At 36.4% G+C, this 21,541-nt stretch carries 27 protein-coding genes; 4 read left to right on the top strand and 23 right to left on the bottom strand.

Features of this window, described 5'->3' with window-relative positions:
- Positions 1 to 16: 16 nt before the first annotated feature.
- Positions 17 to 1,105, bottom strand: coding sequence for a sulfate ABC transporter substrate-binding protein (locus DW721_RS14575; protein ID WP_118746162.1), 1,089 nt, complete (start codon positions 1,103 to 1,105; stop codon positions 17 to 19).
- Between the two features lie 230 nt (positions 1,106 to 1,335).
- Here DW721_RS14575 and DW721_RS16720 point away from each other — a divergent pair, with 230 nt between their 5' ends.
- Positions 1,336 to 1,632 carry a hypothetical protein gene (locus DW721_RS16720; RefSeq protein ID WP_347560396.1) on the top strand — a complete coding sequence of 99 codons (297 nt, stop codon included), beginning with the start codon at positions 1,336 to 1,338 and terminating at the stop codon, positions 1,630 to 1,632.
- A gap of 134 nt (positions 1,633 to 1,766) precedes the next feature.
- On the opposite strand, the gene DW721_RS14565 is transcribed toward DW721_RS16720, so the two are convergent.
- Together DW721_RS14565 and DW721_RS14560 are read right to left on the bottom strand one after the other, a co-directional pair.
- Positions 1,767 to 3,509: a M56 family metallopeptidase gene (locus DW721_RS14565; RefSeq protein ID WP_118746161.1), complete on the bottom strand. Its 1,743-nt coding sequence runs from the start codon at positions 3,507 to 3,509 to the stop codon at positions 1,767 to 1,769.
- Between the two features lie 38 nt (positions 3,510 to 3,547).
- Positions 3,548 to 3,910 carry a BlaI/MecI/CopY family transcriptional regulator gene (locus DW721_RS14560; protein WP_118746160.1) on the bottom strand — a complete coding sequence of 121 codons (363 nt, stop codon included), beginning with the start codon at positions 3,908 to 3,910 and terminating at the stop codon, positions 3,548 to 3,550.
- A gap of 685 nt (positions 3,911 to 4,595) precedes the next feature.
- On the opposite strand from DW721_RS14560, the gene DW721_RS14555 reads away from it, so the two are divergent.
- Both DW721_RS14555 and DW721_RS14550 read left to right on the top strand, forming a co-directional pair.
- Positions 4,596 to 6,200 carry a hypothetical protein gene (locus DW721_RS14555; RefSeq protein ID WP_118746159.1) on the top strand — a complete coding sequence of 535 codons (1,605 nt, stop codon included), beginning with the start codon at positions 4,596 to 4,598 and terminating at the stop codon, positions 6,198 to 6,200.
- A gap of 6 nt (positions 6,201 to 6,206) precedes the next feature.
- Complete coding sequence (locus DW721_RS14550; protein ID WP_118746158.1) at positions 6,207 to 6,761, top strand: fibronectin type III domain-containing protein; 555 nt, start codon at positions 6,207 to 6,209, stop codon at positions 6,759 to 6,761.
- 331 nt (positions 6,762 to 7,092) lie between these two features.
- Here the strand turns inward: DW721_RS14550 and DW721_RS14540 are convergent, their stop codons facing one another.
- The 8 genes from DW721_RS14540 to DW721_RS16640 all read right to left on the bottom strand — a co-directional run bounded on the left by DW721_RS14540 (position 7,093) and on the right by DW721_RS16640 (position 11,611).
- Entirely contained in the window at positions 7,093 to 7,434 is a 342-nt protein-coding gene (locus DW721_RS14540) for an inorganic pyrophosphatase (protein ID WP_055940479.1), read from the bottom strand.
- An 89-nt stretch (positions 7,435 to 7,523) separates the two neighbouring features.
- On the bottom strand, positions 7,524 to 7,700 hold the full coding sequence (locus DW721_RS14535) for a GIY-YIG nuclease family protein (RefSeq protein WP_118746156.1): 177 nt from the start codon (positions 7,698 to 7,700) through the stop codon (positions 7,524 to 7,526).
- A gap of 115 nt (positions 7,701 to 7,815) precedes the next feature.
- Positions 7,816 to 8,010 (bottom strand): hypothetical protein, encoded by a 195-nt coding sequence (locus tag DW721_RS14530; RefSeq protein ID WP_118746155.1) that lies wholly within the window; start codon positions 8,008 to 8,010, stop codon positions 7,816 to 7,818.
- 10 nt (positions 8,011 to 8,020) lie between these two features.
- Entirely contained in the window at positions 8,021 to 8,245 is a 225-nt protein-coding gene (locus DW721_RS14525) for a hypothetical protein (RefSeq protein WP_118746154.1), read from the bottom strand.
- A 161-nt stretch (positions 8,246 to 8,406) separates the two neighbouring features.
- A complete protein-coding gene (locus DW721_RS14520) occupies positions 8,407 to 9,174 on the bottom strand; it encodes a zinc ribbon domain-containing protein (protein WP_118746153.1) in 768 nt (255 codons plus the stop codon).
- A 585-nt stretch (positions 9,175 to 9,759) separates the two neighbouring features.
- Entirely contained in the window at positions 9,760 to 10,785 is a 1,026-nt protein-coding gene (locus tag DW721_RS14515) for a helix-turn-helix domain-containing protein (protein ID WP_118746152.1), read from the bottom strand.
- 56 nt (positions 10,786 to 10,841) lie between these two features.
- On the bottom strand, positions 10,842 to 11,225 hold the full coding sequence (locus tag DW721_RS16645) for a transposase (RefSeq protein ID WP_118746151.1): 384 nt from the start codon (positions 11,223 to 11,225) through the stop codon (positions 10,842 to 10,844).
- A complete protein-coding gene (locus DW721_RS16640; protein ID WP_147355417.1) occupies positions 11,183 to 11,611 on the bottom strand; it encodes a transposase in 429 nt (142 codons plus the stop codon). Before DW721_RS16640 ends, DW721_RS16645 begins: the two co-directional genes overlap by 43 nt.
- Before the next feature lie 388 nt (positions 11,612 to 11,999).
- On the opposite strand from DW721_RS16640, the gene DW721_RS16505 reads away from it, so the two are divergent.
- A complete protein-coding gene (locus DW721_RS16505) occupies positions 12,000 to 12,263 on the top strand; it encodes a hypothetical protein (RefSeq protein ID WP_243036039.1) in 264 nt (87 codons plus the stop codon).
- Between the two features lie 44 nt (positions 12,264 to 12,307).
- Here DW721_RS16505 and DW721_RS14495 read toward each other — a convergent pair whose 3' ends face one another.
- The 12 genes from DW721_RS14495 to DW721_RS14435 form a co-directional block, all read right to left on the bottom strand.
- Positions 12,308 to 12,745 carry a hypothetical protein gene (locus tag DW721_RS14495; protein ID WP_118746149.1) on the bottom strand — a complete coding sequence of 146 codons (438 nt, stop codon included), beginning with the start codon at positions 12,743 to 12,745 and terminating at the stop codon, positions 12,308 to 12,310.
- An 80-nt stretch (positions 12,746 to 12,825) separates the two neighbouring features.
- Positions 12,826 to 13,680 (bottom strand): helix-turn-helix transcriptional regulator, encoded by an 855-nt coding sequence (locus tag DW721_RS14490; protein ID WP_182436341.1) that lies wholly within the window; start codon positions 13,678 to 13,680, stop codon positions 12,826 to 12,828.
- A gap of 16 nt (positions 13,681 to 13,696) precedes the next feature.
- Positions 13,697 to 13,900: a SymE family type I addiction module toxin gene (locus DW721_RS14485; protein WP_118746147.1), complete on the bottom strand. Its 204-nt coding sequence runs from the start codon at positions 13,898 to 13,900 to the stop codon at positions 13,697 to 13,699.
- Between the two features lie 31 nt (positions 13,901 to 13,931).
- Positions 13,932 to 14,597 (bottom strand): HNH endonuclease, encoded by a 666-nt coding sequence (locus DW721_RS16270; RefSeq protein WP_207665630.1) that lies wholly within the window; start codon positions 14,595 to 14,597, stop codon positions 13,932 to 13,934.
- A gap of 145 nt (positions 14,598 to 14,742) precedes the next feature.
- Positions 14,743 to 15,363 (bottom strand): GGDEF domain-containing protein, encoded by a 621-nt coding sequence (locus DW721_RS14475; RefSeq protein ID WP_118746146.1) that lies wholly within the window; start codon positions 15,361 to 15,363, stop codon positions 14,743 to 14,745.
- Between the two features lie 23 nt (positions 15,364 to 15,386).
- The gene (locus DW721_RS14470; protein WP_118746145.1) at positions 15,387 to 16,337 is read right to left on the bottom strand and encodes a hypothetical protein; all 951 of its coding nucleotides are present in this window, start codon (positions 16,335 to 16,337) and stop codon (positions 15,387 to 15,389) included.
- A gap of 28 nt (positions 16,338 to 16,365) precedes the next feature.
- Entirely contained in the window at positions 16,366 to 16,728 is a 363-nt protein-coding gene (locus tag DW721_RS14465) for a hypothetical protein (protein ID WP_118746144.1), read from the bottom strand.
- 138 nt (positions 16,729 to 16,866) lie between these two features.
- Positions 16,867 to 16,944: an ArsR family transcriptional regulator gene (locus DW721_RS16715; protein ID WP_347560401.1), complete on the bottom strand. Its 78-nt coding sequence runs from the start codon at positions 16,942 to 16,944 to the stop codon at positions 16,867 to 16,869.
- Between the two features lie 261 nt (positions 16,945 to 17,205).
- A complete protein-coding gene (locus tag DW721_RS14450; protein WP_118746142.1) occupies positions 17,206 to 17,517 on the bottom strand; it encodes a hypothetical protein in 312 nt (103 codons plus the stop codon).
- Positions 17,518 to 17,953: 436 nt separating this feature from the next.
- Complete coding sequence (locus tag DW721_RS14445) at positions 17,954 to 18,502, bottom strand: hypothetical protein (protein ID WP_118746141.1); 549 nt, start codon at positions 18,500 to 18,502, stop codon at positions 17,954 to 17,956.
- Between the two features lie 19 nt (positions 18,503 to 18,521).
- Positions 18,522 to 19,475, bottom strand: coding sequence for a hypothetical protein (locus tag DW721_RS14440; RefSeq protein WP_118746140.1), 954 nt, complete (start codon positions 19,473 to 19,475; stop codon positions 18,522 to 18,524).
- Positions 19,476 to 19,506: 31 nt separating this feature from the next.
- A complete protein-coding gene (locus tag DW721_RS14435; protein ID WP_118746139.1) occupies positions 19,507 to 21,246 on the bottom strand; it encodes a DUF262 domain-containing protein in 1,740 nt (579 codons plus the stop codon).
- Positions 21,247 to 21,541 lie beyond the last annotated feature (295 nt).

The following is a 21,541-nucleotide window of genomic DNA, read 5'->3' as shown; positions in this document are numbered from 1 at the left end:
GTCTTTTTCTAAAATCCTATTTTTCCTCATAAATTGAGTCGAAAACTCCGCCATCAGAAAAATGTTTCTTAGTTGCTTCACTCCATCCTCCAAAATGCCCGATATTAGTCAGGTCAACATCCGTGATTATCCATTTATTATCCTTTGGAAGTTTATCAATGGTATTGCCACTGCCCTTATAACTGTACTCTTTCAAAATCTTTTCATTTGAAGGACGGTAGTACCACTGTGCTTCTAACTTCTGAGCCTCATCAGAATACAGGTATTTCAGATATTCCTCAGACACCTTTCTTGTTCCTCTCTGGTCTACAACCTTATCAACAACTGCAACTGTCGGCTGGCACAAGATTGAAACAGACGGAACGACAATCTCATATTCTCCCGGATGCTCATCCAATGAAAGAAATGCTTCATTTTCCCATGCAAGCAAAACATCGCCCTGCTTATTCTCAACAAAAGAAGTCGTTGCACCTCTCGCACCTGAGTCGAGAACAAGTACATTCTTATAAAGCTTCTTCATGCTCTCTTTAATCTCATCCTCACTCTGTCCCTGCTTTTCAAAATAATACCATGCGGCAAGATAATTCCATCTTGCACCACCGGAAGTTTTAGGATTTGGTGTAATAACCCCCACATCATTTCTAAGTAAATCACTCCAGTCTAAAATCTTTTTAGGATTTCCCTTTCTGACAAGAAATACAATGGACGATGTGTACGGCGAGCTGTCACGCTCGAACTCATTTACATAACCATCATCAATAAGTCCCGCATCCTTTATTGCATCAACATCACCTTCAAGTGCAAGCGTTACCACATCCGCCTGAAGTCCGTTTGCAACCTCCAAAGCCTGCTTGCCTGAACCTCCATGTGACTGAATTATTGAAACATCCTGCCCAGCCTTTTCCTTCCAATGCTTTTGAAAGATTTTATTATATTCCGCATAGAGCTCTCTTGTCGGATCATAAGAAACATTTGTTATCTCAACTTTTTTAGAAGAAGCATCACTCTTTTTGCCATCTGTTCCTGCACTTGAACCGCAGCCTGTAAGACTTCCTAATGTCAATGCTGCTACCGTAAATAATGTAATAATCTTTTTCACTCTCATAATCTGCCTCTCTTTCCCCGCCCGCATTTTTTAATTGGTATAACTCGCTAAAGCGGTTTGTTTTTTTCTGATGTTGAAATAATATTCGCAAATGGAGTCAAAAACAATCAGAATATGTGAAATCGTTTGCATATTTGGTGCATGGCAATCAAAAATTTCTTTTAAACCGGCTTTTTTTGTCAGAATATCCGACTTATATAAACACGAATGACAGAATGTTGTGAAATCGTTTGCAGTTAGTAAAAACGGGATGTTTCCGAAACAGACAGAACATTTCTTTTGTTAAAAATAAGCTACTTTATGAAAAAAAAGTCAATTATAAGAAAATATACAGAGAAATTTTTGTAATATTGATGACCAGATGTTATACTCTAATTATTATGATTATCTGTGATAAAGATAAACTTGACGGAAAACGCTGCAATGCTGCTCCTGACTTTGTTATTGAAATTGTTTCACCCGGAAATCCTGCTGATGATTATATCCGTAAACTATATTATTATAAAAATACAAACTATTTTGCATAATAAATAATATATTTAATATATTTAATATTTTCAAATACAACGGATAACTGATACATTGAACAAGCCTGCAATTTCAACAGTACATTCATGCTCAATGTATCAAAGATTTAATTTTCGTTATACCGGCCTTATAATTATTCATCCATATAAAAACTCATCACCATACCGCTATTCCGATTAAATAAATAAGCATTTCCATGATTATCTTTATATGCACTTAAACACCCTGAACTGTCGTATCGCTCAGGCAATTTTCCCTCAGTAATCATAACCGCCTTACTGCTTTTCTTATTATTTTTACTATTCTTATTATCTGTATATATTACATCCGAGTTTAAAAAAACTTTTGCAAATTCAACAATTTTATTAATCTCAGTATTCTTATCTGTCTTTTTCACATTTCTAACTGTACTTTGATTTAACATACTTTCCAAAGTTCCATCACCATTAAAATATAAGTCCAGATAGAGATTATCAGCCTTGTTTTTATTGGTAATGCTGCACGATATATCCCCCTGTTTAAACTCAGCCAGATACATTTTTCCATGCCACATCATTTCCTGATACACTTCTTTAGGAAAAACCTGTCTGACTTTCTTTAATATAGAAACAGCAAGTGGATTGCCGCTTTTATTTATCTTATCTATAGAATAAATATTTTTTGTAATTGGCACTATATCATCACTATCCATGTCTGTTTCATCAGCGGTTGAATTATCTTTAATATTATTAATAGCTTTCTCATTATTAGAAGTGTCTGCGGCTTTAATGTTATTATCTATTTTGTCACCGTATGTCATTTTATTATTATCTGGACCAATCTTTTTCTCAGCAATAATTTTATTCGGATTATTGGCATCAGTCTTTACCGCAGCTTTTGTCAGACAGGAAACACCCACAATCACAACAGCTATCGCAGCTACAACACTAACCCATTTTTTCTTTGCATTAAATTTCATAATATTTTTCACTCTCTTTCTTATGTCTGACTCGCCAAAAGCCGGCAGCCCTGCATTAAAATCCTCTGTTTTTGTCGCAAGTTTCAATAATGATGTACTATAAGCTGCACGAATATCACTTTTACTATTTTTCAAAACATATTCATCACAACTCATTTCCATGTCACGAATCATTACAAAATATGCAAACCAGATAAGCGGCTGAAACCAATAAATAACACATAAAATATAAGCACAAATTTTAATAATCTGGTCTTTTCTGCGTATATGATACTGCTCATGCTTAAGTATATATTCCCGTTCCTGTTCACTTAAATTAAATGGAATATAAATTTTAGGTCTGACAATTCCAAGAACAAATGGAGTGCTGATATATTCACTTTCATAAATATTATCTTTTCGCCTAATCGCCATCAAAACAGTTTGCTTTGTCCGCCAAATCAAAAACAGATTTCTCACCAATAAAACAATACAACCACAAAGCCAGATATATGCAGTTGTTGTAACAGTTAAAGACTGTGAGATATTTTCTGTTCCTGCCGTATTATTCTGATTTTGTTTTGTTTTTTGATTTTTATTTGTACTTGAAACATTGTCAAATTTGCTTTTATTACTGTCTTTAGTTTTTTGATTTTTTTCATTATAGGTTTTATTTTTATCTGCAAAGTTTTTCGCATTTAAAGGCAATGAATGATGTTCAAGAAATGTATCTGAGACATTATTTATCAAACTATAAATACTTATAGGTGAACTTAAACGAATAGGACATAACAGATAAATTCCGACAATCGACCACAAAATATAACTGTATTTTTTAGGTGCTCTGCGAAGAAACAATCGCACCGCAAAAACTGTCAGAATCACAACACAAACGGCAATACTGTTATGTAAAAGATATACAAAAATATTTTTTAACATTGAAAACTCCCCCCTATTTAGTTATTGTTTGTGATAATTTATTTCTCACTGTAATCATCTATAATCTGCTTAATTTTTTCTGCTTCTTTTTTAGAAATCTTCTTTCCACCAAGAAATGCGGTCAAAAATCCCGGCAGCGAACCGTCAAAAGTACGCTCAACAAAATAATTAGATTCATCACGCTGCACACGCTCTCTCGAAATGATAACTGAAACCACTGCATTTTCATTGATAAGATACCCTTTTTGTGCCAACTTTTTGATAGCGGTATATGTTGTCGATTTCTTCCAGCCAAGCTGCTCATTACAAAGTTTAACTAACGCTCCCGAAGAAACCGGGGCATTATCCCACACAATAGTCATAAAACGATAGTCACTGTCGCATAATTTTAAATATTCCATGTTTTTGATTTCCTTTCAATTTATGTTTTTTTATATTTCCAAATTCCTCGTTTAATATTTAAATAATCTTTTTATAACCCGGCAGACATATCTGATTTTGGCTCGGACAATTATAAAATCAAACAAATATTCGCAATCCGCTCTGCTGTCTGCTGGTAGACTATCGCCTTTGGTCTATAGTGACCGACCTTTCAATTTAAGACAAGTCTACAACAACCGACCTGGAATGTCAATATTTTTTTGAATTTAAAGTTTTGGCAAAACACAAATCCTGAATATGAAATTTTACTTTTTAACTATTTGTATCAAGAAACTGGTAACAGTTCAGCCATAAAAAGATAATTGGCAATACAATGAGCTTGTTCATTGTATTGTTAAGTACCTTTTTATGGTAGAATAGCCTTTCATTTCTGAAATGAGGGCAAAGCCCTCGCGAGCACGCTCAGATGGAACAAATTTATTTGTTCCATCCTCACTTTGCTTTCGCGTAAATATACAAAAACTGCAAAGCAGCGACTGACAGCTCGCTGGCAGGTTTATGAATGTAAGAAATGAAAGGCTGAACTGTTACAGAAACTGATGTAATATCAAAATAACTTTATTTACTCGCTCTACACTGCATTGTATAATCCAATTACAAGTATGAAAACCATTGTATGCATTTTATTCAGAATGGAGTGATTAAATGAAAAAGAACAGAAAATTTATGAGCATATTACTTGCTCTCTCTGTTGCCATAGCAGGCTGTCCGACGGCCTATACCGCAGCAGATACGACAACACAAACCGAAAACACAAGCGATTACGGACGAAAACCTGATGACTCGTATATCCACCGTTCGACAGGAGGGAAAAAATCCCAGACCATGTCGAGCAATGACTACAGCAAAGAGGCATGGGGAGAAGGATGGCACGCACAGCCAAGCAATAACTTTCTCGAAGAAAATGAAGACGGTACATTTCTTCGCATCTCTTTCTTTGACGATGAGGGCGTATTTCTTGAAACCTATGATGCAGATTTTAACTTTGTTTCTTCAAGGCAGCTTACCAAAGGAATTTGGACAGCCAGAGGATATTTCAAGGGAAAAGATGCCCGCTACATAGTATATAAGCAGAATAATTACGAGCAGTCTGATGAAAAAGAAGTGGTGCGTGTTGTAAAGTACGATGACAATTGGAATATTCTCGGTCGATGCAGTATTTCAGCAATAAACACCTATGAAGCTTTTTCATCCGGCAGTGTAAGAATATTGGAAAGTGACGGTATTTTATATATTCATGCAGCTCATACCATGTACTCTTCGGGTTCACTTACGGATGATGCACACCACCAGGCAAATATGACACTTGAAATTGATGAAGCTACCATGAAAAAAGTCGCCGATATGACTGCAGTAAGCAATCCAAAGACAGGGTATGTCAGCCATTCCTGGAATCAGTTTATCCAGGCGGATGATAATTATATCTATCGGCTGGATCAAGGCGATTTTTACCCGCGTGCGATTTCTCTTTCCAAGCAAAAGAAATACCATGAAGGCATTGATATGAATCATATAGAGGACCGCAAGGATATATTTAATATTTGCGGAAAAGGACAGATTTACACGGGTGTCTCTATCGGTGGCTTTGAGCTTATCGATAATACACTGTTCACTGTCGGAAACTCGATTGATCCAAATACAACCGATAGTATATTGAATATGGTCAAATGGAGAAATGTTTTTGTCAACCTGACCGACAAAGACACTTTCAGCACAAAAACTTTATGGCTTACCAATTACACCGCCGATGATAAAATTCTTGTCCATACCCCGCATACGGTTGTCGTCAATGACGGTATGTATGTTCTGTGGGAGGAAGGATACTGGGATCAGGAGAATAGCGATAACTATGCCGTCCTCACAAGAATTGCCAAAATTAAAAATGACGGCACGCTCGATGGAAAAATATATAAAATATGCGGCCGACTGACCGACTGCAAACCAATTCTCACAAAAAAAGGGCATATTGTCTGGTATATGACTAATGACGGTTCTCCGGTATTTTACGATGTAGAACCTGCCCGTCTTGATGACATCTGTTTTGATGGCAAAGGATATATCCCGTTATCCGGAACAACAATGAAACTGTCTCAGGACACCTATACAGAGATAAACGACGGCAAGTCTCATGCCTACAAACCTGATGTTGAAGTCTATTATAAAGGAGAAAAACTGACCCTGGACAAAGATTATACACTTTCTTATGAGGATAACTATACACAGGGAACTGCTTATGCCGTAATCACATGAAAAGGAATGTTTAGCGGATGGAATAAAACGGCATTTACCATCCTGCCCGCCGAAGAAAACACATGGGAAATGCCAAACTGGTGGGGTACGACAAAACCAACCCAGACGCCATCTGCATCTGCAGCTCCAACCTCAGCCCCGGAAAATACACCTGTCGCTGCAGCTACGGCAAAACCAACTAAAACACCATCACCGACTGCTACAAAATCACCTGCCAATACCCCTGCAGCTACATCGTCTGCGAGACCATCTTCAACAGCAAATGTAGTCCCGCTCTTAAAAATAACAAAATTGAAAACCAGCAGGCAGTCAGGAAAAAGATTGTATGTATCGTGGAAAAAACCATCACAGGCGAAAGGATATGAAATTCAGTATGCACAGAGCAAAAATTTCAAAAAGAAACTGAAAACCGTGAAAAAATATTTTTCTACGCCATCCTATGTGACATTAAAAAAAATGCAGAAAAAAAAGACCTACTATATCCGTGTCCGTGCATATACACGGGTACGCGGAAAAAAAGTATATGGCAAATGGAGTTCTGTGAAAAAAGTGAAATATTGATATTGTAATATTTTTTAGTGATAATTTAGCCAATAATTTTAACACTTTAACAAAATAAGAAAATTACTTTAACAAAATAAATGCCGAAAGTCCTTATAAACAGAAACTTTCGGCATTTATTTTGTTATTCTAATGCTGTTTCATTCTATACTTTTTACATCTATTACATTTGCTGTTGCAGCCTCTGCCGTATAACCATTTACAACCTATACCCCATCCTAATTCTACGCTGTCAATTTCATCAATGATTTTTACAACAGATATATTTCCGATAAGTTCATGTGAATTTTTTAATGCCTTATCCCAATATTTATCATAAAAGTTAATTGTTTTACTCAGAAACAATCACTCGTGTGTTAAAATACTGTTCCTGAAAATAAATCTGTCTGTTAATCTCCTCTTTTGTAAAAGTCATATTTTCCGGTGCAACCACCCATTTTTCTTCCACATCATCTATTCGATGAACAACTGCAATGATTTTTCCAGTAAACTTATCTACAGCCTTATCAACTCCCAATATATAAGCATCCTGTTCCTCCCCGTCAGGTGCGATAATTCCTTCTATATAACCATAGTTGACCGGATAATACATATCTTTATGTTCCGGGTGATAACTTCCCATTGGTCTGTCAACGGTCACAGTCACTATTTTTCCTATAACTGAACTTTGCATTAATATTTGCACCTCCTTTGAACTCTCCATTATCTAAAACTACTTCTAATCATCGTTTTCCACATTTTCTATACTGTCACGAAGCTCACTTAAAGACATACCGTCTTTAGTAAATAAGTTGCATAGCACCTATATGAAAGAGGTATATTAGTTGGAGAATTTAATTCCCTTAATCTACTCTCTATATCATCCCTCTCTTTCATTCCAATCTTAACCCATCCGTCAAGACATGGATTTGTTAAGATATACACAAATCCTATTTCCATTAAAAACCTCCTCACTTGTTTAATACTACAATTTTGTTGTCAAAATACTATTCTTAAAAGCAAAATTGCCCACACTATTTTCTCAATATATCTGCATCATTCCATGATTTTCTAACTACTTATAATCCTGTGACACAGCCATAAAATCACGCTTGCCTTTGATATAATCCTCATATGCAAGTTCGGGGTCTTTCCCACGAAACACTGTACAAAGTCCACACATATCGCAATCGGCAATGCACTTGAAAGTATTTTTAATATATTGCCTTCTTTCCTCTATCGTAGAACTTTTTAAATCCGGTGCTCTCATAAAATATCACCTACTTCACCATACCGGAATTACTCCTGTATTCCTCGTTTAACTGACGCAGTTCTTTTTCTCCATTAATATACGGCTCATAAAATACATCGACAGAACCGCCACCTAAATTGTCACAGCCGTTGCAAAAATCACAGGCACCTCCGCATTGATTAAGCCCTTCCTGAACAATACGAATTCTTTCTTCTTTTGTTGTATCCTTTATCAATAAACTCTTAATCTCCATGTTCTGTCATCCTTTCTTAAAAAATATAAATTCTAAGACTCCTATTTGCATTATACAACAAAAACTAACGCAGCAAAATACCCCATAAACAGATTTGGTTTCACTTACCTTTTCTGCTTAAGGGGTATCGTAACTCTAACATTTAATGGCTTGCAGCCATGTTATCTTTTTTTATAAAGAATCAGTTCCGGATTTGTTAAATCTGCATCATATGTGCAAACCATAACAAAATCCATACTTGCAAGAACTCCGAAATATCGTTCGCCGCCAAATTCACACTCCAGTTGATTTCCTAAATATGTTTTCTGATTATCCAAAAATTTCACCCTCATTCCGTTTGGCAACGGGTATTCAAGGTTTATATCCCGTCCAACAAGTGCATTTAATTTCTCAACTTTCGGCATCCCCTCTATATGAAGTTCGTTTATTTCTGTTATCAGTTGATTCTTAAACTCCTCAAACTGCCCATTGTCACTGAGCTCATCATACCTTTTCCAATAATCTAACTTTGGAAGCATTTCTTTCATATACGCACGCACCTGTTCCTCAGTGAAGTTTTCATTTACCATATTTTTTGCACATACATCAATCAAATCGTCCATATCACTGTAAGTATAATTTCCATCGGCATAGCACCATTTACAATAGTCCTCATTCAACGAGCCGTCACTGTCACGGCTTATAATCGCATCATCTTCAAGCGGCATTCCACAGCACTGACAGATAAGCTGTCTCGGTGCACCTAAAAGCGTATTAATAGAAACATCAAATTCCTTTGATAATAATTTTAATGTCTCTGTATTTGGAATCGTTTCTCCATTTTCCCAGCGGGATACCGCCTGTCTCGTAACCATAACCTTTTCAGCCAACTCTTCCTGCGATAATCCTTTTTGGGTACGAAGTTCCAAAATAATTTCCCTTGTTTCCATCACATCACCTCCGTTAGGGATATGATAGCAGAAAAGTGGAGGGTGGGAAAGCAACTTGTTGTTTCGGAGAGGTAGGAGAAATATATTTGCAATTAATAATTTTATAATACCAGTTACCATTATTGAAGTATAGGAATTAGTCTGATAATTCCTAAATCCGCCGCATCTTGTCCAAGTTTCATCTATATCATCTTTTCTCCGAAGGTCAATTGTAAAACTTACTTCCACCTTGTAGAACTAAATTCCATGAGGTGGAAGTTTTTTATTCCCAAAAGTATGGTTTTTCTATCAAAAATGTTATATAATATATCAAAAGCTGGAAAAATGCGCATCAAAATGAGAAGTCGAATGCACATGTTCATGATAAGAGTTAGTGAATTCCACCCCTAAAGAGAGTGTTATGGAGCTCATCACAACTGCGTAGGACTCCGGCCTTTTTATTGTTAATAAGGACATTTCTGCTGATACAGAAATCTTTATTCTTACTTTGCTTGGCTGATTTTCATCAAAATAGTATTAATCAGTCAAAATAAGACCAGAAGTGTGCGATGCACAAAGATAAAGAGCAGGGGTAACCCGGCTTTATCATCTGTTCTTAAGTAATTCCGGCTTAAGGATGATTTCGTTTGGTACTATTTTGTGAACGCTGAGCAAATCTAATATTTCTTTGCCATAGTAGAATTCAAACATTTCATAAGGTGATTTGTCACCAAGTTCAGGTCTTCCATATGAGTTGATGTGGTCCATCATAATATCTATTTGTGACTGGGTGTACTGCCCAAGGTCAGTGGATTTTGGAATAATTCTTCTTATGAATTCATAATTATTTTCACAAGCTCCTTTTTGACCGGGAGAAGATGGATCACAGTAAAACAGCCGAGACCTTATCACTCCGTCTGAGTCAGCTTCAATACCGAAAGGATCAGAAAATTCAGTTCCGTTGTCGGCCAGACATATGGGAAGTATTTTGGCAAAGTTCTCAAAACCAAGTAATTTGTAAAGAGCATCAAATATGTCGGTAACAGATTTAGAGTCATTTGCGTCTCTTAAAAATGCTAATTGAAGCTTGGGAAGTACAAAGTGAATGGTAAGTAATACAGAACCGCCTTTTATACCTTCTACAGAATCAAGCTGTTTCAATTCATCTTCGCAGAGATTAAAGCCAGAACGTGATTCGCTCCACACCAACTCATACTCTTTTTGAGCCACAAGAGCTTTATAGAATCTTTTCTCGAGGGTACAGTTGTTTAACATATCACATCCATTACATACATACGGAGCCTTAGATAGTTTAGGACACTCCTCCTTGGAATAATCAACACAAGAGGTTGTGCAATGACCACAGACGCTGCATTTGTTGCGGCTTTTGTGGCGTTCGCAAGAGATGCAAACATCACCGTGATGGGAACAGTGTCTTCTGTTAAGGCAGTCGTTAAAAGGTTTATAAGGAGCTCCTTTCTTTTCGAATACGATATGGGATTTCACCTCTTTGGATACAGTAGTACAGTCCTTAAGAATCTGTTTACCAATGGCTTTAAAACTCATGTTTTCGTTAAGGGAATGTTCAATTACATATCTTTCATCTAAAATTAAATGTTTATTCTTATTCATATATATCTCCTGTTCCGACCGGAGCTTAGAGATGGATGAACAGGAATAATATAACATTAAGAATAAGTAATTTCCACACCTGATATTCGGAAGTAGTAACTTCCACGACAAGTCATATAGGGGTGGAAATTAGTTTTGCAAATGAGGTGTCTTTCATATGCAAACAGCTTATCACAATACTCTACGCCTTGCACCGCCGGACAACTGATATCACGATTTTTCCCTTTGGGTATTGCATCAAAGAAATATCTTCTTATGTGTGCAAAACAGCAACAGCGTTTTATATCCTGCACCTTGTTATATCCTGTATAACCATCTGCCATAAGATATCCATTAAAACCTTTCAGAAATTCTTTTGCAACATCTCCGCTGCACGTTGATGCATATTTATACAAAACTATCGGTGGTGTATCATCTTCGCCGCTTCTAAACAGCCACATATATGATTTTGCCGTCGCGCTTCACGTCTTTCCTCTTTCAAGACCTGTATATGGCTTTCATCTGCCATAGCAAACCCTCTGCTTAACAGCAGTCTGTGGTAAAATTCGTACAATACACGCAGATACTTATCGGTACATTCTATAACCCAGTTCGCCATTGTTGCACGGCTAAGTTCAAAACCATACTGCAGCCAGTCTTTTTCCTGGCGGTACAATGGCATCTCATTAACATATTTGACCTGAACAGTCAACTCCTGAACCTGAATATTACTGATATTTAAAGCTAACTGGAGAGTTTTGTTTAACTCTCTCTGTTCATTAAGTGAATCTTTTAATTCCCTTATCAATATATCTTTTGCACCAACAGATATCAGATTTTCCTGCACGATTTGATACAATTATTATAACATATCTTAGAGTAAAAAGATAGCTGTAATGCCTGTTTTTATGGAGTTGATTCATTTTTTAACAGGTGGTTTTATCGCTTTTGGCTGTTCTATTTCAAGACCATCCATAAGCCACTCAAACTGTTTCAATGTGAGACTTTTTACTTCATTTTGATTGCGTGGTCATTTATAATTGCCTGAACCTGTAAGTCGTTTATATAATAAAACTATGCCATCTTTTTCTTTTTGAAATAACAATACTGCCAAAGCTCGTACTATCATCGATGCCTTCTCAGCCAAAAACATAGTACGCGTTAGTGCAACAGCTGAAAAAAATAAACGCTATGAATTTTTTGAAATTGACGAATTAGATGTCATTGATGCTGGTTTGATTACCAAAGCTCTTTATGTAAATGAAGGTATCTCAGATACGAAATACAACTACTGCGACTATCTCATCACCAAACCTGTAAATTATGGCGAAGAACTGAAACGTTTACCAGGAGCTGACTACGATCTCTGCTGTGCCCTCTTTTCTATGATTCCCCGAGAAGATCATTTTAATAGCGGGGCTTATGCAAAACGCAATGAAGCCGAAGTGGTACTTTCTGTTTTGGATCGAATGCTGATACTCTTATCCGATAATAAATGAATCTATTTGTATGAGGCTGCTCCAATTGTAGCCTCATTTTCATTTTATGTGACCTCGCCTTTTGTGTAACCCTCAACCAGAGTTTGCCCCGGCAAAAGCTCAATTCCATAGGCTGCTGCCTTTGCCAGTTTTTCTGGTGAAGCTTTCCACCCCTCATGAAGATTTCGAATATGGAAACCCACATCAAAAGGCTCTTTATATTCTCTGTGCATCGGAATCACAACACTTTCAATATTTCTTACCTGTTCTGTGATTCTTGGATCCTCGGTCTTTATCGGTATTTTCGGATCATTATTCTTTAGTGCATTCCAGAAAACTTCCATTGCCTCTTTATTTTTGATTCCTAAAACGAGTCCCACCAATGCAGTGATACTTACTCCCGCAATAGCAATTTCTTTTTTATGCTCCTTGATCCAGCGAATAAGTGCTTTTTGCTCTTTTGGAGCTTCTTCACTCGTTTCCATTTTTTTAGCTTCATCCATGGTCCTATCCTCCTTATGTTTTCTCTCTAAACCATAACACATTTCGGAATCTTTGGAATTCGCGCTTCGCGTACTTACGCTCAAAGCTCAAATACTGTAGCCAGAAACTGAAGTGCATATGTATTTCCCAATTCTGCATATGCTACCAGCATTTGCTTCCCGATTGTTATGTTGAATTCTGAGGATAACTCAGTATCAACCATGTCGAAAAGAAATGTGAGAGCCAAATAATAATCCCCCAGCTCTGCCCATTCTGTGTCCGATTTTAACGCCTTTATTGCCTCCGTAATCATTTCTTTAAAATCCTGACGAAAGGCTTGTTTCTTCTCACTCACTTCAGCAGTTCTCTGAGTCTCCTGATATTTCTGTATGACCCCTTTCATATCAATCCGATTGGACTGCAGCTTATTCTGCAAAGCTAACATTTTCTGTATATCGTTGATCTGTGACCACCAAAGAAATATAGACCACACGAGATTGGCTACAGCTTCCAGTGCTTCTGTTTCATCTACTGCATGCAAAAAGCAATCCCAAATATCATCTACAATATGCCCCCTCAAATTTTCACCTTTGGCAAATGCTTCCAGAACCTTCTCACAAAGACGATATGCACTCCTGAATCTGCTATTTCTCATGGTCTCCTCCGATGAGAATAATGGAAATATTTTTCTGTAGATTTCTATGATATCTGAAACAGATTTATCATTGATGTCACTTGCTTGTATCCCTGTTAAGTCCGTATGTAAAAGTTCATCAACAGTCTTCCCAAAGTGCTTTGCTATAACAACCAGTTTATCAAAATCAGGTTTTCTTCTTCCTGCCTCATATCCACTGATAGTCGTTTTACTCAAAAATACTTTACTCCCAAGCTCTTCTAATGTTTCCCCATTTACTTCTCGAAGATGTCTTATATTTTTTCCCAGTTGATTCTCCACTATGCAGCCCTCCTGACTACGATTCTTTAGTTATTACCAGTTTACCACATTCGCATTGAATCTGCACTTGACTTCCTGGTTCAAAGCCGCATTCCTGTAACCATTTTCCTTGCAATCGAATCTGCGGGATAGAAACACTTTTTTTCCTACAATACCCCAAACCATCCGGATTATTAATCTGGTATTCCGTTTCATATACTTTCAATTTTCTATTTTTCATCACATATTTTCTCCTGTCCCGGTCCAGCTTATCACTTTGCCAGCAATAGCCTATTCAACTTTTCCGTAAAGTCTGCTCCGCATTTCATTTTGGTCTGATACCAATATATCTCTGTTATCATTTCGTAAAATTCTGTTTGGGAAAAATTCTGCTTGAATTGATTACATGATCTACATGCGCATTGAAAATTAGATATCTGATTTACTCCGCCATGAACCAGCGGAATGATATGATCAATAGTCATCTCCTCGTATGTCAGTGGCTTTCCGCATATCTGACAAATACCGTTATCTTTTATGTACACCTTCCATCTTTCATCTGCTATAATTTGCCTTCGTTTCATCGCAAACACCCCCTTATAATATATATGTCTTGTGAACGAAAAATATGTCACTTTTTTCTTAAAAAGCAAAACTCCGCTCACGTATCTTTTAACGATTCGCCATATATCGTTAAAAGGGTATGCAACTAACTCTTTTCTCTCTAAAATAAGATTAAACTCAATATCCCACCTGATGCCAAATTTCCACTCGAAACGGCTGAAACACCGCATGTTCTGCCCTTTTCCCACTATCATAATGCGTTGAATTGTATCAAAATGGTAGTTACGAGATTCATCGTAACCACCATTTTGATACAAGGAAACGATTGCACCCCCTTTTGCCCCCCTAAATACAGGAGATGCATCACCCTCCATCCGGGCATTGGATCAGGCTACTCTTCATTTTATGGACAATTGCAGAGTAGTCTTTTCTTTCACGAAAAAAGAGATATCAACATGCCAGAGTTAATATCTCTTCCTTTTTTTATAATTCAATTATCAGGTTCACGGTCTTTCCCTCTCACAAGCTGTGCTTTCTCCGATCTTTTCCTGTCACGATGTAGTATTGCTTCTTGTTTTCATACATTTCCGCATCTGCGGCCTTCAGAAGCGACTCAAAATCCGTGTCCTTTGTGCCGCTTATCGACGTACCGAGGGACGCAGTAGCACCCAGTTGGCTTTTTGCCGTTTCCAGTAGTTTCTGAAACGCCGGATGTGTGATGTTTGGCAGAACCGCAATGAACTCATCTCCGCCAAGCCGATACACATGACGCTTTCCGAACACAGATTTCAGCGTCTGTGCGGCCTGCACAATGAATTTATCACCGGCGTCATGTCCCTTTTGGTCATTTATTTCCTTTAGACCATTTAGGTCGCACATGACAACCGCCAGGGGAAAGTACTTCTCCAGCTTTTCTGTGTACGCCCAATCCAGTGCTTTTCTGTTTTTACAATCTGTGAGCTGGTCATATAATGCACTGTGCTCCAGTACATCTGCATTATTGCGCAGTCTTATCATAAAAGAGATCATAAACTCGATCATATTTATCTGATTCGAGATCTCATGCAGTTTCTCTTTGGGAGGATTGTCCACACCGTAGAATCCGACCATCTTGCCGTTGATTTTGATTGGCTCTGTCACAAGGGTATTGACACCCTGAAGTTTCAGCCGTTCATAGATGGCTTCGCTTGTTTTTTTGCATTCTTCAATGTCATGGATGATGACATTGTTGGAATCTTGATATTGTGCAAACCATGTTTCAATGACGCCTTCATACGGCACATCCTGCAAGTTATCTTTTTTTTGGGTACGCCCGCTTTGCACCACTCGTAGGTGTTGTCAAACGTCCCGCGGTCATTCTGTTCAAAGATGTACGCTCGATCGGCGGTCACACGCTGTCCGATATACTCCACCAGTTGATTCAGTACTTTGTCCGGATTTTCTTCTGAAGCGGCATACCGAACCATGTCCGTGAGGAATCTCTCGTAATTCAGGATTCGTTCCTGCGATTTGCGCTTGCTGACTTCCAATGTTTCCATTTCCTTATGGTACAGGATTCTCTGGAGCTTTCTTCGCATCACCGTGGCAGTCAGAAGCATACTCAGCACCCCGTACAGAATAACATCCGCTAGGTTTTTGGATAGAATTGGGTTGTGCTGCGCAAAGAAAGCAAGTCCGATATAGAGCAGCATACTGCTCAGAATCAGCCCGTTCATTACCGCCGTTCTGGCGGTAAACAGCAGCGGTGCTGCCACCATGAACACAATGTAGTTGACAGTGAACTCCTCCGGTGTAATCAGCGTTCCCGTAATAATGCCGAACAGCAGCAGCACGGCAAAAAAGCTGTATACAACCAGTTTTTTCCCAAAGAAGCTTCTAAGTTGACAACGAGAAATGCAAAAATAGACCAAAGAAAGGAACGTATAGACCAGATACACCCATTTAAATTTTCCGATACTCAGAGAAAACACACTCACCAGCGTTATGACTCCAAAGGCAACAAGTGCCACAACAGAATACAGCCGCATGGCTTTCCAGTTTTCTTCCCATACATCCTGTTTTACTTTCTCATAATCACCACAACTAAACATAAACAACGAAACAATTGGATTCATACGTTTTTTCTCTCCTAACTCTGTTCAATTACCGCTTTGCCCGTCTCATAAGGAGCACAGATTCAACGGTACTTTCATTGTCCCAATCAAGTTCATATAATTCCTGTTCATTGAAAAATACAGGAAAACGGAACTTGAGACTTCTTAAAATCCTGCCATCCTCTTGTTCTGCTTCATAGATATTTCCTTCCTCGAGGAAGCTCTTCATAAATATCTTCTTCTCCATATCTGCAAATCTGTCGTACAGATTATCGAAGAATAATAAGAACTGATACACATTATCACCGGATATCTTTTCCTGCTTAATATTATACAGTCTTGTCTCCACTGCTTCAATGAAAGTTTCAATTTCCTCTATCTCATCATAAAGTTTATCCAGACGCACCTGCATCTGATGACATATATTCTCGAATTACCATTCTGTTAATCCTTGTCAAAATTCAAATCTTACATTTCTTTCTGAAATACAAACATTCCCTCATTGCCATCCCCAATAAAATCATCTGGTATATCTAGCATAGGATGTTTCTCATTGTGAAAGAGTAGGTTGTGTAATCTCAAACCTCTCCAATATCTTACAACCGCATTTTTCACCATCAGACAGCATTTGTACAATCTCAAGTCTATTCGCATCTCCCAATGCTTTACAAACCACTGCAACTTTTTCCGCATTCATAGTCATTCACCTCACATTGACAAATATCTATCTTATATCACATCCCTAAATATTTGTCAATGTGTAAAAGTTGTATTTCTGCAATATAAAAGGTCAAACCCGTCAAGCCCGATGGTTACTGACGAATCTGACCTTTTATAATCAAATTTCTGAATTTTTTCTTCTATTATAATATGTGTGTCAGGATTTAATTTATCTCGTTTTTATTTCAAATCCGTTCTTAAAGATGAATAGTATATCATCCTTTGACTTTACCACCACTTCCTGAACAAGGCTGCTCCAAAGTCCCTCATCGAATTCTTCTAACAACGCACCCTGCTTTTCCAATGCCCGGATGAATCCCTTGAATAATTCTCTCTGAGCCTTTTTGCTTTCAATCTGTTCTGAAATCTTGTCATAATCTGCTTTGATGGTATTATATCTTTCGGTAAGGTCAGCATATCCTCTCTCATATTCATTCTGGTCAAGTGCCGTCCGGCTGTTCTCAGCTATAGCTGTCTGCATCTACTCTGCAATGATTATACATTACTCCGCCCACAAATAGAGCCAAACTAGAGTCATTTGATAAAACGAATGCCGGAAGCCCACATAAATACAGGCTTTCGGCATTTTAGTCCGTTATTCAAACTCTTTATGTCCCAAAATTAAATTAACTTATTTTGTTTAAGTTTCATTTGAATATGGGGCATATTTTTATATAAATTACAATGATTATTTTGACCTACTGAATGGTTGTTGCCAAACTGTTGCCATGTTGATATTATATCTCGTAGTTACATTCATTGCAACCTAAACTAAAAAGCATTTCTTATAACTTGAATCACATACTCATCATATTAATGTAAGAAATAAAACGATCATATCATTTAATTTGCTACTCTTTAATTATATATAAAATGAATTATTGCATGCCTAAAAAATCATCTTATACATAACACTGCTAAGACAATAGTTTTCCCATTCGTTTTACTATTAGCAATATGTTCAAAAGTAGCACCAATAATAAATAATAAATGACTACTGCTACTCCTTTTGCCAAATATTGATATTTATCAAAATCAATCGCAGTCATAATAAGAGAAACACAAATGATGAAAATACTAATTGCAGTGCAAAATACAATAGCATTACTTGTTTCCTTAATAACCGCTTTTATTCTTTGCTGCTGATTTGATTCATACTTCGACAAATCTTTAGTTGTAATAATACTTAAAATGGCAAGTAACATCGAAATAAAAATACTTACTACCACAGTAATGTCTTTATACATCTCTTTTTCTGCAACATACAAAATTGAAATTCCAATTGACATAATCAACGGATAAATATAAAAAACTAAATATTGATATCTTGCGTTTTTAAATAGTGCCATGTGTTCTAGAAAAACTTTTCTAAGTTCAACAAAGCTTGAATTTCTTCGGAATAATCCCAAAGAAATCAGAAAAAATGATATAGTCATCAAAACTAAACCAAGGGTACTCTCTTTCATTTGTAACACCTCCAATCTGCTAGTTCCTTACAAATATCATTTTTGAAGCATAATTATTAGCTGTTTGCTCCATATATTCTATTAGTTTTTTACCACCATTTCTGTCATCAATAAAAACATAATCCGGAACATCCTCTACCATACTAAATTTATCTATATTATTAAGTCTAACCGTTTTTGTTCTGCCAGCATGCAAAAAAGAAAGCTGAATATCTTCATATACTTCATCATTTATTTCAAAAATATCTTCGCTACTACGTCCATCTAAATGTTCTAATAATTTGGTAATCCAGCTTTCTTTAAGTGTAGGTTTGATATATGTTTTTTCTTCCCTTCCTATATTTAAAAACATATTGTCCGATGGATCTCTTGACACTGAGTTTTTGATTAATGTAACTTTTTTTAACTTATCCTTTTTAAGCAGATTTTCTATAAATATTCTCACTGAAATACTTCTCGTTTCCATTGTTAGTCCATATTTTTCAGAGAAAAATTTTTTCATATTATTTACAGATATTGTCTTAACTCCAAAGGTTCCAATTGTTTCAAACAGTAACATCCCTTTAACAATTTCATTTCCTTCTACATCATTTGGGACATAAATCATGTAATGAAACTGTTTAATATCCGCATCATCCTGATTCCGTCGGTAGACTACTCTTTTAGTAGTTTTATTTGTTATATCCGACTCTGTTCCATAAGATCCCGCATGTATTATCCCACTCTCTGCGACATAATCTTCTCTAACATCTCTTTTTATGCTACCTCTGTCTATCGAAAACATCTTCATTAACTTTTCATCATCTGCTAATTCAGTATAATTATCATAAAATCCACTAAATAGAGAAAAAATATTATCATATGTAACTTCATCATATTCATATGACCCATTTAATGCTAAAATTTCATCTTCAGTTCTTGAATACTTTTTCTTCATAAAAAAACTACATATTAATAATCCATGCGATATCATTTTATTTGTACCTCCTAGTCTTAGACAATATTTATCCAATAAGTTCATTATCTTTAAGATATTGTAAGAATCCTTCTATAATACTTTCCTTCCTCTCTACAATATTTTGTTCTGTATAATCACTTTTCTCATTTGATAATTTTAGTAACTCATGCACTTTTGTTCCATGCTTCAGTTTTCCATTCGCAGATGTATACCCCTGATAATATTTGATTTTATCTGTAAATCTATAATCTGAAGCTCTAATATTAATATTTTTCTCCAAAAGTGCCTTATTACCCAAAGACTCTAAACTACTCTTTTCTTTTAAAGAGTTTTCATTTTCCTGTCGTTTCTTTGAATAAATATGTTCTATCTCTAAATTTGTATCCAGCGACATAAGTTCCTGATTTTGATCCGTATATGCCCACCAAGCAAGAATTGATTTAGTAATTGGTCTACCATTCGTGAACACATAACTGCTCATAATATTTTTTACAGTATCTTCTTCAAACTTATATCCTGAAAATGTAACCGGAAGATCAGAAACAATATTTATCATCTCTGGATAAACCGGACTTCTTAACGCATTTACACCTGGTCTAATAAATGCATATCCAAATATGAAAGCTGTGATTTTATTTAAAAATTCAAAAAATTTATCTTCGTTTAGCGAGCCATCAACATCCTTATACTGCATAAAATACACCGATACCAGATATGTCCACATACCATTCGGTGCATAATTCAAGACAAACAATTTTTTCAATACCCTATCAGAAAATTTCTCGTCCTGTACTGATACTTTACTCCAAAATTCTGCCAAACATTCAAGGTTATCTAAAGTATCATTATTCTTCAAAATTGCATAAGAATCTTTCTCATAAAATTTTCTGAGTGCCTCTGTTGTAGTATTTTTTATTCCTTGCTTTGCTCTTTCAAAATACATATATCTCGTAAAAAGCTCATCCATGGGGGAGCCTGAAGGTGCAGCAAAAATGTCGTCACAGACTGCCTCTAAATCTTTCCACCGTCTGATAAACTCATCCTTTTTCCCAAGACTGCTATAATGTTTGTAAAACTGTGCCTTGAAAATATCTGTATCAGATAGTGGTTTTCCTCTATCATTCAATGTTGAGAATATACGAAGTGCTGTGTCCTGTGACTCTGCTTCGATTGGTAATAAAATGCAGTTGTTTAATATTCTCGTTGGAAGATAGGCAAAATATGCTGGATATTCCTGCAAAAACTCATTAATCTTCTCTTGAAAGAATCTATATGTACGAGCATATTTGCTCTTTTGTGAGCCATCCACAATTCCTGTTTTCAAAATAGTCAAAAATTCTTCCTTGTCATCATCAGTTGATACCTCTGAATCAATTTTTAGCCTATTCTTATCTGGTTGTCCAAATTCATTTGTCTTCCAAATACAAGTTGAAATATCTTCACTCGTTTTTATCGCATATGGATCCTTCATATTTCCAAATTTTGAATAGAACGCTCTAAGTAGTAGCATCAATGTTGTCAGCCTCTGCTGTCCATCAATAATTTCCAGTTTTCCATTATCATTCTTAAAAGTTACAATCGGTCCTAAAAAATACTCATCGTTATCACTATCAAATTTCGTATAGTCATTTTCCGGGAATGCAAATATAAATATGTCATCCCACAACGCTTGACATTCCGGTTTCTCCCATGCATAGGGTCTTTGATAATCTGGGATTAAAAAATCCGCTCTTTTATTTGAAAACAACTCTTTTATTGTTTGTTGATCTATGTTTAATTTTGACATTTCAAATCCTCCTTCTCTTGCATGATCCTAATAATACAATATTGTTATTCTCATTATTTATTGCCTAATTGAATACTTACATATTATCTAAAGGTTTCCCTGTCAGAGTAAAAGATAACAAATCAACACAAGCACAAGTTCATCTGCCCTATTTTGATATCGGTCCTGATACCTCGCCGGGATATTACCATTTCCACCAGCATTGACCAATGAAATATCATATTGTTGGTTCCATACTTTTAAATTTTTTAATCGATTTAGATACTCATATTCCTCATTACCTTCACAGATAATA

The sequence above is a fragment of the Clostridium sp. AM27-31LB genome (genome assembly GCF_003480745.1).
Classification (GTDB): Bacteria; Bacillota; Clostridia; order Lachnospirales; family Lachnospiraceae; genus Butyribacter; species Butyribacter intestini.
Note: the sequence above shows the minus strand (reverse complement) of the source record. Positions and strands in the feature narration are given on the sequence as shown.